Source organism: Kordiimonas lipolytica (genome assembly GCF_001550065.1).
Window position 1 is genome coordinate 419,053 of sequence record NZ_LRUB01000017.1, and the last position, 14,193, is coordinate 433,245.

The 14,193-nt window shown below is 57.2% G+C and carries 10 protein-coding genes; 7 read left to right on the forward strand and 3 right to left on the reverse strand.

The features are described 5' to 3' along the window. Nucleotides 1–6 precede the first annotated feature (6 nt). Nucleotides 7–1,194, reverse strand: coding sequence for an efflux RND transporter periplasmic adaptor subunit (locus tag KORM41_RS10070; protein WP_231727089.1), 1,188 nt, complete (start codon nt 1,192–1,194; stop codon nt 7–9). Nucleotides 1,195–1,484: 290 nt separating this feature from the next. On the opposite strand from KORM41_RS10070, the gene KORM41_RS10075 reads away from it, so the two are divergent. The 4 genes from KORM41_RS10075 to KORM41_RS10090 all read left to right on the forward strand — a co-directional run bounded on the left by KORM41_RS10075 (nt 1,485) and on the right by KORM41_RS10090 (nt 7,478). Continuing rightward, nucleotides 1,485–2,162 carry an ABC transporter ATP-binding protein gene (locus tag KORM41_RS10075; RefSeq protein WP_231727091.1) on the forward strand — a complete coding sequence of 226 codons (678 nt, stop codon included), beginning with the start codon at nt 1,485–1,487 and terminating at the stop codon, nt 2,160–2,162. Further along, complete coding sequence (locus KORM41_RS10080) at nt 2,159–4,543, forward strand: ABC transporter permease (protein WP_068143998.1); 2,385 nt, start codon at nt 2,159–2,161, stop codon at nt 4,541–4,543. Before KORM41_RS10075 ends, KORM41_RS10080 begins: the two co-directional genes overlap by 4 nt. A 30-nt stretch (nt 4,544–4,573) precedes the next feature. Next, nucleotides 4,574–5,779, forward strand: a complete 1,206-nt coding sequence (locus tag KORM41_RS10085; RefSeq protein WP_068143999.1) for an efflux RND transporter periplasmic adaptor subunit — start codon at nt 4,574–4,576, stop codon at nt 5,777–5,779. 175 nt (nt 5,780–5,954) lie between these two features. Then, nucleotides 5,955–7,478 carry a PAS domain-containing sensor histidine kinase gene (locus tag KORM41_RS10090; RefSeq protein ID WP_156431861.1) on the forward strand — a complete coding sequence of 508 codons (1,524 nt, stop codon included), beginning with the start codon at nt 5,955–5,957 and terminating at the stop codon, nt 7,476–7,478. 75 nt (nt 7,479–7,553) lie between these two features. On the opposite strand, the gene purD is transcribed toward KORM41_RS10090, so the two are convergent. After that, on the reverse strand, nt 7,554–8,834 hold the full coding sequence (gene purD / locus KORM41_RS10095) for a phosphoribosylamine--glycine ligase (protein ID WP_068144001.1): 1,281 nt from the start codon (nt 8,832–8,834) through the stop codon (nt 7,554–7,556). Nucleotides 8,835–8,959: 125 nt separating this feature from the next. On the opposite strand from purD, the gene xseA reads away from it, so the two are divergent. The 3 genes from xseA to KORM41_RS10110 are packed head-to-tail and all read left to right on the forward strand — an operon-like array spanning nt 8,960 to nt 11,995. After that, the gene (xseA, locus tag KORM41_RS10100; RefSeq protein WP_068144003.1) at nt 8,960–10,432 is read left to right on the forward strand and encodes an exodeoxyribonuclease VII large subunit; all 1,473 of its coding nucleotides are present in this window, start codon (nt 8,960–8,962) and stop codon (nt 10,430–10,432) included. Between the two features lie 54 nt (nt 10,433–10,486). Continuing rightward, nucleotides 10,487–11,308, forward strand: coding sequence for a M23 family metallopeptidase (locus tag KORM41_RS10105; RefSeq protein ID WP_068144005.1), 822 nt, complete (start codon nt 10,487–10,489; stop codon nt 11,306–11,308). Nucleotides 11,309–11,311: 3 nt separating this feature from the next. Beyond that, the gene (locus KORM41_RS10110; protein ID WP_068144006.1) at nt 11,312–11,995 is read left to right on the forward strand and encodes a TorF family putative porin; all 684 of its coding nucleotides are present in this window, start codon (nt 11,312–11,314) and stop codon (nt 11,993–11,995) included. Nucleotides 11,996–12,004: 9 nt separating this feature from the next. On the opposite strand, the gene KORM41_RS10115 is transcribed toward KORM41_RS10110, so the two are convergent. Then, complete coding sequence (locus KORM41_RS10115) at nt 12,005–14,149, reverse strand: ATP-binding protein (protein ID WP_068144008.1); 2,145 nt, start codon at nt 14,147–14,149, stop codon at nt 12,005–12,007. Between the last annotated feature and the right edge of the window lie 44 nt (nt 14,150–14,193).

Below are 14,193 nucleotides of genomic sequence, written 5' to 3' on the forward strand. Positions count from 1 at the left end.
CCCCTCTTAACGCGACGCGTTATCTAGGTTCTGTGCGCTACGCTCGATGGCCTGTACAGCCATACCTTCATACGCGGCGCGGACAGGCGACGTGACAACTTTATCGCCAGGCGCCACGCCTGCCGACACAAAGACACGATCCACAGATGTCGACAGGACTTCGACAGTCTTGATTTCAAGCTTGTTGTCTTTGATCACATAGACCTTGTCTTCGCTCCTGAGAGCGTCGCGAGGCATCACCAGAGCATTCTGTGGCACAACCCCTTTGATCTCGGCATTGACAAACAGGCCGACAGCCATTGGCATGCCTTTTTCGTCTACTGAAAGGCCATAAGGGTCCAATACTTCGGCGACCGCATACATCAGTCGGGTTTGTTGATCCACCGAGGCATGGGTGCGCACAATGCGGCCCGTCCAAGTGTGAGCTTCACCGCCCATTGTCGCGCTGAAAGTCACAGCGGGCGCGTTGTCAGCGGTTGCGACGAAGCCAAGTGGCAGGTCAAGCTCAGTCAGTTGGCTATCGGTCAGCGGCAGGCGAACTTCCACTTTATCTGTTGCGAACACGCGGCCCAGTTCAGTGCCGACATTCACGAATTGGCCAACACCGACCTTGCGTTCCAGAACGCGGCCCGCAAAAGGCACCTTGATCTGGGTGCGGTCCAAATTCAGTTTGGCTTTTTCAAGGTCAGCTTCAGCTGCACGCAATTTCGCCTGGGCTTCGGCAACCTGTGGCTGGTTCAGGGCGAGGGGCGTTGGCTCGCCATCCTTAACCCAATCCTGCCACTGCTTTTTCTTGATGCGCGCATCTGCGAGCTCTTGCTCAAGCCTTACGCGGGCTTCAGCAACCCGGGCTTCCGCGCTGGTTACTGCCAGGCGGTAATCTGAGTCATCAATCTGGATCAGTGTGTCGCCTGCATGAAACCCGGCGCCTTCAGCAAACGACTCTGAAATCGAAATGATGCGCCCCGACACTTGTGGTGTCAGGTCTACCTCTGTTTTCGGGCGAACCTCGCCCTGTGTGCGCACAGACAAGGCAACGCGCTCTGCACGTACTTCGTCAACGTGCAGCGAAACGGGTCGCGGCGCTTCTTGTTTCTTTTCCGGGGCATCTTTGGCTGCAGCAAGTACCATAACAGAACCAATGGCAGCCGCCAGCACCATTCCAGGTGCGGCAATCTTAAGAATCTTCCTCACGTCATCCTCGCGTTTTTTCTGTGTGACTTGCGTCACTTGTCGTTATTGTGTGGCTTATGCCACTTATATATCGTGGCTTATGCCACTTGTTCTATGGTTTCCCATATATACTAATAAGATATAGTTTGTCACGGCATTAATTTTAAGGGGAAAGCGGAAAAAGGGGCGAACTTTGTGCGACTTTTCGTCGTCTTTAGCAGGTGAATGCCATGCTTTAAGTCTGCTATGGTATGGAAGATTCAGAATGGGGCCAGATGCTGAATTCCGGGACATGCTTTGAAGTTACAGGCTTGACCAAGATTTATGGGGAAGGCTCGGCCCAGGTGCGCGCGCTCAGGGGTGTGGACCTGACAATCGAGATGGGCGAAGTGATCGTTCTTCTTGGGCCATCCGGCAGCGGCAAATCCACCCTTTTGAACATCCTTGGCGGGCTTGACACGCCAACGGACGGACACGTTCTCTATAAGGGCAATGATTTGACCACCATGACCGACCGGGAACTCACCAGCTATCGGCGTGACAATATCGGGTTCGTTTTCCAGAACTACAATCTGATGCCCGGGCTAACGGCCGAGGAAAACGTGGAACTGGTGACCGAAATCGCGGCCCATCCGCTGAAGGCCGCAGACGCGCTTCATCTGGTTGGCCTTGGCGAGCGGCTCAAGCATTTCCCCAGCGAGCTTTCGGGCGGCGAGCAGCAGCGTGTGGCCATTGCGCGCGCCATCGCAAAGCGCCCTAGTGTGCTGTTCTGCGATGAACCAACCGGGGCACTTGATTCGACAACAAGCCTGAAAGTGCTGAATGCGCTGAACCGTGTCGTGGAGGAACTTGGCACCACCATGCTGATGGTGACCCACCACCAGGGCATTGCGCCGCTGGCGCACCGGGTGCTGCATTTCAAGGATGGCAGCATCGACCGCGAAGTGGTTAACGAGACGCGCGCCAAGCCGGAGGATATCCATCTATGATCCGCAGCCGTCTCATCACGCTTTTCAAGCCACTGAACCGCAAGCTCCTGCGCGACATCAATCTGATGTGGGGCCAGGTGCTGGCCGTCAGCCTTGTGCTGGGGTGCGGGGTGGCCATCTATGTGATGATGAATGGCACGTTGGCATCACTCAAGGATACGCTGACGGCATACTATAGCCGCTACGCCATGGCTGACGTTTGGGCGCCCGCGCGTCGCGCGCCCCTGCAGGAGCTGGAGCATCTGAAGAACATCCCTGGCGTGCGGCTTGCCGAAGGCCGCATCGCTGTGGGCGGGATATTGGATATGCCGCTTGAGGCGGAGCCTGTGCGTGCAAAAATCGTGTCCCTGCCGGATGGCCGGATGCCGCGTATCAACTCGCTTTACCTCAAGGCTGGAAGCCTGCCCGAGCATAGTTCCGAGCAGGTGGTGATAGCGGACGACTTCGCCGAAGCTCACAATCTGCGTGTGGGTGATCAGATCGCGGCGACGCTCTATGGTGTCAGGCGAACGCTCAAGATTTCCGGCATTGCGCTGGCGCCTGAGTTTATCTACTCGATCGCGCCTGGCGAAATGATCCCCAATGCCCGGCGCTATGCCATCATGTGGATGGGGTATGAGGCACTGGGGCATGCCTACAATATGGATGGCGCCTTCAATGAAGCTGTCTTTCTGTTGGATCGCAGCGCCAGCGTGCCTGAAGTGCTGGCAAAAATCGACGTTGTTTTGGACCGCTATGGCGGTATCGGCGCCTACCACCGTGACGATCAGCTGTCGGACGAATTCCTGCAAAGCGAGTTTACCCAGCTTGATACGCTTGGCGGCTTGTTGCCGCCGATCTTCCTGGGGGTGGCCGCTTTTTTGCTGAATATGGTGGTGACCCGGATCGTGGAGCAGGAGCGCGAACAGATCGGCCTGATGAAGGCTTTCGGTTACCGCCCGGCGGCGATTGTCTGGCACTATTTGCGTTTTGCTGGAATCATCGTGCTTCTTGGCGTGCTCGGGGGCTGGTTTGCGGGATACCGCATGGGGGGCGGCATGGCCAGCATCTATCAGGACTTTTACAAGTTCCCGATTTTGATCTTCGATCCCGGTGTGGGGATTTATCTGCGGGCGGCTGTGTTCGCTGTCGTTGCTGGCGTGCTTGGTGTGCTGCTGGCTGTCAGGAAGACCATTTCGCTCAGGCCTGCGGTTGCCATGGCGCCGCCGCCCCCGACCGACTACAGCAAGCTTGGCTCGTTCGCCTCAAGGGCGCGCTGGATGGACCAGGGGATGCGCATGATTGTGCGTCACATCGCGCGCTGGCCCGGCCGTTCGTCCCTGACCTGCCTTGGGGTGGCCATGGGCATGGCTATCATGATCGGTGCGCAAAGTGGCCAGGATGCGGTTAACCTCATGATCGCGACACAGTTCGAACTTGTCAGCCGGCAGGATCTTACGGTTGCTTTCACCGAAAAACAGGACCCGGTGGTTATCAATGACCTGATGGCGCTAGACGGCGTGATCGCAGCGGAACCTTTCCTGTCCGCGCCTTCAACTATCAAATATGGCCACCGTTATCGCCACCAGGGGGTGATGGGGGTGGTGCAGAACGCTGATCTGAATGTGTTGATCAATGAGAATGACCAGGCTGTCAATCCCGCCCCCCGTGGGGTGACCTTATCCGACAGCCTGGCAACAGCGCTTGCTGCAAAACCAGGTGATATGGTGACGATTGATTTCAAGGATGGGCTGAGGAAATCAGAACGTCTGCCGGTGATGAAGGTGGTGCCCACCTATCTGGGCACACCCGCCTATATGGATATCGATGACCTGTCGGCGCTGTTGCGGGAAGGCGACCGCGTGTCAGGAGCTTATCTGATGGTGGATGCGCGCGAGCAGAACAGAATCTACAGCCTGCTGAAGGATATGCCCACAGTGGCGGCAGTGTCGACGAACCAGTCGTCGCGGAAGTCCATGGCTGACACGATGGATGAAACCATGGGCACCATGACCTTCTTCAACTCGCTCTTTGCTAGCCTGATCGCCATCGGCGTGGTTTTTTCAGGTGCGCGCATATCCTTTTATGAGCGCCAGCGAGAGATTGCGAGCTTGCGCGTCCTTGGTTTCACGGTTGGCGAAGTGAATGCCGTCCTTCTGGGTGAACTGGCGGTGCTGACCTTCCTGGCGCTGCCGATCGGTGCCTTCCTGGGGTATCAGCTTGCGCTCTTTATCCATTCGAGCATGAGCAGCGAGCTGTTCCGCGTTCCGACAACAGTTTCCAACTGGTCGTTTGCATATGCGACGACCGTGATTATTCTGGCAGCGGTCGTATCTGCCGCCGTGATTGCAAGACAAGTGGCCAAGCTGAATTTGGTTATGGCCCTGAAAACGCGCGAATAATGATAAAGCGTGAACGGAGAGGAAAATAAAATGGCTGCACCGCGTGCGCGCACAATCATGTTTACCGCCATGGGGGCACTTGTCCTGGCGTTTCTGATATTCGCTTTCCGGCCTGAACCCTTGCATGTGGAAGCGGGAGCCGCGTCACGTGGGCCAATGCAGATTTCAATCACGGATGATGGCCGCACGCGGGTGAAGGAACTTTATGTGGTTTCGGCACCGATTGCCGGGCGGGTGCTGCGGCTTGAGCCGGAAGTGGGTGACCGTGTGGTTGCCGGTGAAACGCTTCTGGCGACTATGCTGCCCTCAGGCCCTGCCTTCCTTGACGAACGCCGCCAGAAAGAGGCGGAAGCCGCAGTGGAAGCCGCGCGCGCGGCGCTTGAACTTGCGCAGGCCAGCGTCAGCAAGGCAGAGGCCGAGGTGGATTACGCGCAAGCTGAAATCAAACGCACAGAAACGCTGGTGGCCAGCAATACGGCTAGCCCGGCAGCTCTTGACCGCGCGCAGCTCGCGTTCCGAACGGCGGCTGCCCAGCTTGATACTGCCAAATCCAGCGTCCGTATGCGCCGGGCCGATGTCGCGGTGGCGGAAGCCGCGCTCATTGGGCCGGACCAGGCAGACGGCGCGGGTGGCGGTGTGGTGCAGATCAATGCGCCGATTAGCGGAGCTGTTCTGGCGCTAAGCCATGAAAGCGAAGGTGTTGTCGCTGTCGGAACCCCGCTTCTGGAACTTGGCGACCCGCAAGACATTGAAATCGTGGCAGACTTTCTGTCGCATCAGGCAGTACAAGTTAAGCCCGGTGCGCACGTGATGGTGGAAGGCTGGGGTGGTGAGCCACTGTCGGGCCATGTGCGTCTGGTGGAGCCCAAAGGATTCACAAAGTTTTCGGCGCTCGGCATTGAAGAGCAGCGGGTGAACATAATCATCGATTTTGACGATGCGTCACGGGAACAACTGGGCCAGCTCGGGCATGGGTTCCGTGTCGAGCCACGCATCATTTTGTGGGAAGGGGAGAATGTCCTCCAGGTGCCCACAAGCGCCCTGTTTCGCAAGGGCGAAAGCTGGGCGGTTTTCCGTATCATCGACGATACGGCAGTGCTGACCGAAGTTGAAGTTGGTCGCATGAACGACCGCGAGGCTGAAATAATGGGTGGACTAACTGACGGGGAAACCGTGGTCCTGCATCCTGCGGATGTCCTCGAAGACGGCATGTCGGTAACTATTCATGTTCAATAACAGATGGTTACTGGGCATTCTGTTCAATGATAAAGCCTGTCAGGCAAATGAACTTAAGTAACCATTGTCATTGCAATTTTCTGCCCTGAATCTATGATTTCTGGTGAACCAGTTGTGAGGATTCAGGGTGACGACCAGTTTTCAGAACAAAAAGGGCCAGCCGAAGGAGGCGCACTTGGACACAGACCAGGGCGTAACGTCGTCTGACGACCTCTCCGCAGTAATGGATTTGCTGACGGAAGGCGTGATCGTACGCCGCGAAGCAGAGGTCCTTTTTGTCAATGAGGCCTTGCGAAGGCTAATGGGCTTCGAAGGCCCGAAAGAAGACATGCTGAAAGAGCCGATGGAACATTGGCTTCACCCCGAAGACTATAAGCGGATCGAAGACTATTACGCCCAGCGCATTGGGGGCGGTGATGCGCCTGATAGCTATGAAGCCCGGATACTGAGGGCGGATGGTGAGGTTCGCTGGTGTTCCTTTCGCGCAGCCCAGATCATATGGGAAGGAAAACCGGCGGTCACAGCATCGCTGACCGATATCACCGACAAGCGTGAAACCGAACAGGCCTACGCCCAATCTGAACGCAAGTTCCGCAACATCTTCAACCTGACGCCCGAGGTGATGATCATATCAAGCCTCGTGGACGGGAAGATACTGGATGTGAACCCGGCATTCCTGAATGTTTTTGGGCGTCGGCGCGATGATGTGATCGGCAAGACATCGGCTGAGCTGGATATCTGGGCAGATACTACGTTCCTTGGCCGCTTTGTCGAGGAACTGAAGATGAATGCTTCGATGACTGACGTGCCCACCACAGTAAAAACGCGTGGCAACCTGATCCGTCATTTCCGACTGTTTGCGCAAAAGATCGAGCGCGACGAAGAGCCGATGCTGTTGATGATTGGTCGGGATGTCACTGAAGATCTGACGCAGGCACAGGAGCTTCAGCGCAGCAAGGATTCAGCCGAACTCGCGAACCGCGCCAAGTCTGAGTTTCTCGCGAACATGAGCCATGAGCTGAGAACGCCCCTGAACGCGATCCTTGGGTTTGCGGAGATCATCAAGGAAGAGATGATCGGCCCTTTGGGGACACCGCGATACGCTGAATATGCCAAGGATATTCACGAAAGCGGCACGCACCTTTTGTCAATCATCAACGACATCCTTGACCTGTCGAAGGTGGAAGCTGGACGCCTTGAAGCCTACCTGACCTGGGTTGACCCGCTTGAAAACCTTGAGATGTGCATCAACCTGGTGCAGCAGCGCGCCCGCGAGGCGGAACTGAAGCTGAGCTATGAATTTGACGATGACATTCTTCTGGAGGCTGATGATCGGCTGATCAAGCAGATCGCCCTCAACCTTCTGTCGAATGCGATCAAATTCACAGAACCTGGCGGCAGTGTGGTGATGAAACTTGAGAAAACGGCCCCCGGTGGTCTGTGCCTCAGTGTTGAAGATACGGGCATCGGCATGACGGGGGAGGAGATCAAGATCGCAAAACGCCCGTTCGGCCAGGTGGACAGCAGCCTCAGCCGCCGTCACGAAGGGTCGGGTCTTGGCTTGCCGCTGATCTCTGCTTTTGCAGAAAAGCTTAGCGCCACCATGACGATTGACAGCCAGCCCGGTGTCGGCACGCGCGTCAGTATTGTCTTCCCGCCTTTCAAAGTGCGCTCGAAAGGCAAAGACAAAGACGATTAAGGCGCTTTTGCGTGGCAATGCAGCAATTTAAAAAGCCGGCTTCTGAGGCCGGCTTTTGTGTGTTTTGGATAGGGGCTACTGGGCCTTTTCGCGCTCAACCGCCCGCCAGCCGATGTCGCGGCGACAGAAGCCACCGGGCCAGTTCACGGTGTCGACAGCTTCATAGGCTGTTTTCTGCGCTTCGGTCACAGTTGCGCCAAGGGCTGTCACATTCAGCACACGGCCACCGTTTGCCACCAGGATACCTTCTTCAAGCTTGGTGCCCGCATGGAACACGGTGGCGCCGGTTTTCCGTTCGGCTGCCTTGATGCCGCTGATCTCATCGCCCTTTTGGTAGCTGCCGGGATAGCCCTTGGTGGCCATCACCACGGTCAGCGCTACATCATCGCGCCATTCTACTGTACAGTCGTCCAATTCGCCCTTGGCGCTTGCCAGCAGCAGCGGAACGAAATCACTTTTCATCCGGGACATCAGCACCTGGCACTCAGGGTCGCCGAAGCGTACGTTATATTCGATCAGTTTCGGGCCCTCTGCTGTAATCATGAGCCCTGCGAAAAACACACCCCGGAAGGGATGGCCCATGTCGGCCATGGCCTTGACGGTGGGGTTGATGATCTCATTCATCACACGGTCGCACATATCGTCTGTCATAACCGGTGCCGGGCTGTAGGCGCCCATGCCGCCGGTGTTGGGGCCTGTATCGCCTTCGCCCACGGCCTTGTGATCCTGGGCGGTTGCCAGCGCCAGCGTGTTTTGCCCGTCGCACAGCACGAAGAAGCTGGCTTCCTCGCCGGTCAGGAATTCTTCTACCACCACTTCGGCACCGGCATCACCAAAAGCGCCGCCGAAAATATCGTCGATAGCAGCAAAGGCTTCTTCAACTGTTTGCGCCAGGATGACGCCCTTACCCGCCGCAAGGCCATCTGCCTTCACGACAATCGGGGCACCCTGTTTTTCAACATAGGCCTTCGCGTCTGCAGCCGATTTGAACCGGCCATAGGCGGCGGTAGGGATGTCATATTTGGCGCACACGTCCTTGGTGAAGCCTTTGGAGCCTTCAAGCTGCGCGGCCCCTGCGGTGGGGCCGAATGCCAGGATGTCGGCCTCCGTCAGTGCATCCACAAGGCCTGCGACCAGTGGGTCCTCGGGGCCGACCACGACAAAATCAATCGCCATCTCGCGGCAGAAACTGATCACAGCGTCAAAGTCTTTGGCGTCCAGCGGTACGCAGGCAGCTACATCGGCGATGCCGCCGTTACCGGGCGCACAATAGAGCGTATCCACCAACGGGCTCTGGGCAATTTTCCAGCAAAGGGCATGTTCGCGGCCACCTGAGCCGATGACGAGAATGTTCATTTTTTATCCAGTCATATGATGGTTGCTTGAAGGCTGCCCCCTTGTATCATAGGTTCCTGAGCACTCAAGCCTGAACTGGGGCAAATCCATCAGGTGCGGCAAAAAAGTAAGGGAGCATCGCGGCAATGTCGAATGACGACACGCCAGCTGGCGCGCCATCAGGCGCACGCAACGTCTTTGAATATAGCGTCTCGGAACTTTCGGGCGCCTTGAAGCGTTCGGTTGAGGACCAGTTCGGCTATGTGCGCGTGCGCGCTGAGCTTTCAGGCGTCAAGCGCCCGGCTTCAGGGCATCTCTATTTCGCGCTGAAGGATGATAAAGCCGTGCTGGATGGTGTCTGCTGGCGTGGTGTGGCTGGGCGCTTTGCCTTCAAGCCGGAAGACGGACTTGAAGTCATCTGTACCGGCAAGCTGACAACATACCCGGCGCGCTCCAAATACCAGATGGTGGTGGAGCATATGGAGCCCGCAGGCGCGGGTGCGCTGATGGCGCTTCTGGAAGAACGCAAGAAGAAGCTAGCGGCTGAGGGCCTGTTCGATCCAGCGCGAAAGAAGCCGATTCCCTACCTGCCGCAGGTGATTGGTGTGGTCACGTCACCTACGGGCGCAGTCATCCGCGATATCCTGCACCGCCTGAATGACCGTTTCCCACGCCATGTGCTGGTCTGGCCTGTGTTGGTGCAGGGCGAAGGTGCCGCGGACCAGGTGGCCAATGCGATCAAAGGGTTCAATGCTATCGACGGTTCGCGCGACATCCCACGGCCGGACCTTCTGATCGTGGCGCGCGGTGGTGGCTCGATCGAGGACCTGTGGTCCTTCAACGAAGAAGCCGTGGTACGTGCCGCGGCAGAGAGTGATATTCCGCTGATATCCGCCGTGGGGCACGAAACTGACACCACGCTGATTGACTATGCGTCTGACCTGCGCGCGCCAACGCCGACAGGGGCGGCAGAGAAGGCCGTGCCGGTGCGTGAAGACCTGCGCTTCACGGTGGCAGACCTTGGGCGCCGCCTTGCAGGACTAAGGGTAACCATGCTGCGGGACCGGGAAGAACGCCTGCGCGGCCTTGCCCGTGGTCTGCCAAGCCCGCGTGATATCCTGGGGCTGGCGCAGCAGCGCTTCGATGATCTGTCGGACCGTTTGCCGCGCGGTCTTGTGGCGGCTGTGCAGCAAAAATCCATTCAGCTCAATCGTCTTGTGGGCGGCTTGAGCGTGGGGCGCTTGAAGCAGCTTGTGACCTTCAGGGGTAAGGAACTGGAAAGCACATCAAAACGGTTGACGCCAGCCTATGCCCGGAAGCTGGAAGATCTGGGATCGCGCCTTGCAGCCAGTGGCCGGATGCTGGACAGCCTGAGCTATGAGCGGGTGCTTGAGCGCGGCTACGCACTGGTGGAGGACGCAAGTGGGACACCGGTTTCGAAAGCGGCAAGCCTTGCTGCAGGGGATCAGGTGACCGTGCGCTTCGCGGATGGCACCAGCGACATGCAGGTTCTTGGTGGCGACGCGCCCAAGCCGGTTCAAAAGCCGAAGCCTGCGCCAAAGAAAAAGCCTAAAGCAAAAACGCCGGGCGGCGATGACCGACAGGGCTCGCTACTTTAAAAATCGGCGGCAAATGCCCAACTTTTGCCGTCTTCACAAGAGAAACAGGGTCTCATGATCAAGATTGTCCAAATATGTGTTGCCGTCCTTCTGTTCACCGTGCTGTCGCCGCTCGTGCACGCGGTTGAGCTGCAGGGGCAGCTGGTGCAGGGCGGCCTTGTTTGGGGGCAGCTTTCCCCAGGCAGTGAAATGAGCCTTAACGGCGAGCCCGTGAAGGTTGGCCAGGAAGGTCATTTTGTTTTCGGCTTTGGTCGGGATGAGGGGCCAACGGCATCGCTTGTGATCCTGCACCGCGACGGCAAGCGCGAGGAACGTACGCTCAGGATCGAGAAACGCGAATTCGATATCGAACGCGTTGACGGCCTGCCGCCCAAAACGGTTACGCCGCCGCCTGAATGGCGCGAACGCCGTAAGGTAGAAACCGGGAAGGTGCGTGAGGCCCGCAGCTTCCTGGCGGACAATATGCATTGGTCGCGGGGGTTCATCCGGCCCGCTGAAGGTCGGCTCTCCGGCTTCTACGGCAGTCAGCGCATCTTGAACGGCAAGCCCAGAAGCCCCCATTACGGTCTGGATATCGCGGGGCCCACTGGCACGCCGGTCCATGCCCCGGCGGGAGGTGTTGTGCGGCTCGCAGTGCCTGATTTTCTTCTGGAAGGCGGTATCGTGATCATCGACCACGGGTTTGGCGTTACCTCCACCCTGTTTCATATGAACAGCGTGGATGTTAAAGAGGGCGCCTGGATACACCAGGGTGACCTGATCGGCACCATCGGAGCCACCGGACGCGCGAGTGGCCCCCATGTGGACTGGCGGGTGAACTGGAAAAATGTGCGGCTTGATCCGCAACTACTGATTAGTGACAGCATCGAGGACTAAAAAATGAAAAAGACAATCAGCTGCCTTGGATTATTGCTGGCGGCCTCAACCGCAGCCACCGCGCAAGACGATGAAAGTCTTGCGATTGACGGCTATGTCGGCGTTCTGAGCGACTATCGCGATAGGGGGCTGAGCCTTTCTGACAAGGACCCTGTCCTTGTGGCCTCCGTGGGCGCCTTTCATGATAGCGGTTTTTACGGCGGCGTTGTGGGTGGCATCCTTGGGGACGGCTTTGCCGGCGAAACCAAGGCCGAGTTTTATGCCGGTTACCAGATGGACACCGGTACATACATCTATGATTTCTCGGCAGAGCTCGACAGCTTTCACGGTGATGGCAACAGTCGTTTCTTCCCCGAGTTCAAGGCAACCATGGCGCGGGACTTTGGCCTGGCCTTCATTCGCGGCGGTGTAGCTTACGCGCCGGATGGCCGCTGGAGCGACCCAGACCGCGACAGCTTTTATGTCTACTCGGACCTTGAAGTGCCGATCCCATCCGTGCCGGAACTGACGCTTATCGGGCGACTTGGCTATGACATGCGGCAGGACCGGTCGAATGTATGGGACTGGGGGCTTGGGGTCAGTGCGTTCATCGACAATGTCGAGCTCAGCATCATGTATGAAGACAGCGGCCGTGAGCATGACCTGGGCGAAGGGGCCTTGGTTTTTGGTGCGCGCTTCTATTTCTAGTCTGAGCAGTTAGCTGGCGGCTTTGGAGCGCATGCTTGCGAGCGTGCGCGACGCCGGGAAGCGCATGGTCACCGTTGTGCCCACACCTTTTTCCGACGCGATGTCCAGTTCCCCGCCGTGCAGTTCCATCAGGCTTTTCACCAGTGGCAAGCCAAGGCCTGTGCCTTCGTGGCTGCGTGTCATGGTTGATCCGGCTTGCCCAAAGGGCGTCAGGGCGATCACCACTTCGTCCGGGCTCATGCCGATGCCGTTGTCTTCAACCGCAACATAGAGGCAGTTGTCCTTGTCAACTCCCGCCCGCATGTTGATATGGCCATTCGCATTGGTGAATTTGGTAGCATTCCCAACTACGTTCAGAAGGACCTGCTTAAAGAGCCGCCTGTCCCCGTGCAGGATCGGTAGGTCTGCAGGAACATGAGTTTCCAGAGTGATGTTTTTGGCTGTAACCCTTGGCGTCATCAGTTTGGAGATATCGTCAAGTAATGCGCTGATATCGACCGGCTGTTCCTTCAGGACAAGTCGGCCCGATTCCACTTTCGACAGATCGAGGATATCGTTGATGATATCGAGAAGAAGCTTGCCGCTTTCATTGATATGGTCGACATATTCTTCATATTGCGGCGCGCCCAGCTTGCCGAAGACCTCATGTTCCATCATCTCTGAAAAGCCGAGGATCGCGTTCAGGGGCGTTCTGAGCTCATGGCTCATGTTCGCCAGGAATTCTGATTTGGCCTGGTTGGCCGCTTCTGCCTGAAGCATGCTGCGCTTCAATGCCCGGTTGTGGCGCTGCTGCATTACCAGAACGGTCACCGCCGCAATGGCCACCAAAAGCGCGAGTGCGATGGCAAGCCGGGTGTAGGCTTCTTCGGCGTCCGCGAGTGCTGCTTCGGCTTTTTGTTTCGCCAGCATGGTCTCCAGGCTGGACCGCAAATCTGTGATGCTGCTCTGGAACTGATTGAACTGGGAGTTCAGAAGTTCCCGGCGCGCTTTGTTCAGGAGCTCAAAACCTTCTTCATATCTGCCTTCCGCCTGAAGAATATAGGCGCTGGTGAGCATGTCCTGCCCGCTGGGGCCATCCTGGCTGTAGTCGGGGTGCTCCTTGTAGAAGTCCTGTACCATCTTCTGGTAGGATTTGGCGGTTTCTGCGTCTCCCAGTCGGGCGTAGCTGACAGCCAGCAGGTCATAGAAAGAGGTATCGAAGCCGGAATCGCTTGAATAATTGTTCAGCGCTTCCTTTGCCAGCGTTATGCTTTCTTCGTAGTTTTCCTCGTCATAGGCAATCCAGGCAAGGCCGAACAATACATAATAGTGTCCGGAGTCCCGACCGGTTTGCTCAATGACTTTCTCAAGGCCCCGATAATACTGCTTCGCAAGCTGGTTTTCTTTCAGGTTATTCAGTGTAGAGGCGATATTGAAAAGCGCGCTTTCGCGGTCAAAGGCAATGCCTTCTTTCTCGGAAATCTCCAGCGCGTTGCTATAGTTTTCGATAATGGCGTCAATTTCATCTACGCCCGAATATGTATAGGCCAGCACCAGATAGGCCAGCATGCGCATGCGGTTGCCGCGCGGTGTGTCGGGCAGCGTTTGTGCAGCCTGCGACATGGTGGAAAGCCCCTCCAGGAAGTTGCCCAGCTCGGGGCCTAGGATTGCCAGCGTTGCATCGGCGAAAAAGACGCCAAGGTCATCGCCCTCTTGCTCTGCAAAGGCCCGGGTTTCAAGAATCTTGTCGCGTGCCTGATACAGCTCGCCTATTAGTGAAAGGTAAGTGGCGTGAGCCAGGTCGCCATAAATCTTGAGCTCCGTATCCTTCAGTTCGGCAGCCAGCGCCTGAGTCTCCCGCGCCGCTTCTTCAAGTCCATCAGGTTCCGCGATGTCCATATAGTGGAAGACCAGCTCTTTCAGGACCTCAGCGCGGTCATAGGGGGCGAGGTCCTTTTCAAGGCGGTTTTTCAGAAGCGCAAGGTGCAGGTGGGCATCGGATGACCGCGCGGCCACGATTTTAGGAAGCAAAGTTTCAGCACGGGCGCGGGCCTCGTCGCTCAGTTTGCTGGTTGCCAGGGATGGCACAGCCAGAATAACGATGGCCGTAAAGATCGCTGCAAGCCAAAAGCTGAAGCGTGTACCAAGCCAGGATCTAAAGAAGAATTCTGTCATCCAGCACCAAATTCCAGCGAGCCCCAAACCACCATACCTACCTG

Coding starts and splice junctions, on each gene's coding strand:
- KORM41_RS10115 (WP_068144008.1), bottom strand. CDS start 14,149: ATGACAGAATTCTTCTTTAGATCCTGGCTTGGTACACGCTTCAGCTTT.
- xseA (WP_068144003.1), top strand. CDS start 8,960: ATGTCGAATGACGACACGCCAGCTGGCGCGCCATCAGGCGCACGCAAC.
- KORM41_RS10080 (WP_068143998.1), top strand. CDS start 2,159: ATGATCCGCAGCCGTCTCATCACGCTTTTCAAGCCACTGAACCGCAAG.
- KORM41_RS10085 (WP_068143999.1), top strand. CDS start 4,574: ATGGCTGCACCGCGTGCGCGCACAATCATGTTTACCGCCATGGGGGCA.
- KORM41_RS10105 (WP_068144005.1), top strand. CDS start 10,487: ATGATCAAGATTGTCCAAATATGTGTTGCCGTCCTTCTGTTCACCGTG.
- KORM41_RS10110 (WP_068144006.1), top strand. CDS start 11,312: ATGAAAAAGACAATCAGCTGCCTTGGATTATTGCTGGCGGCCTCAACC.
- purD (WP_068144001.1), bottom strand. CDS start 8,834: ATGAACATTCTCGTCATCGGCTCAGGTGGCCGCGAACATGCCCTTTGC.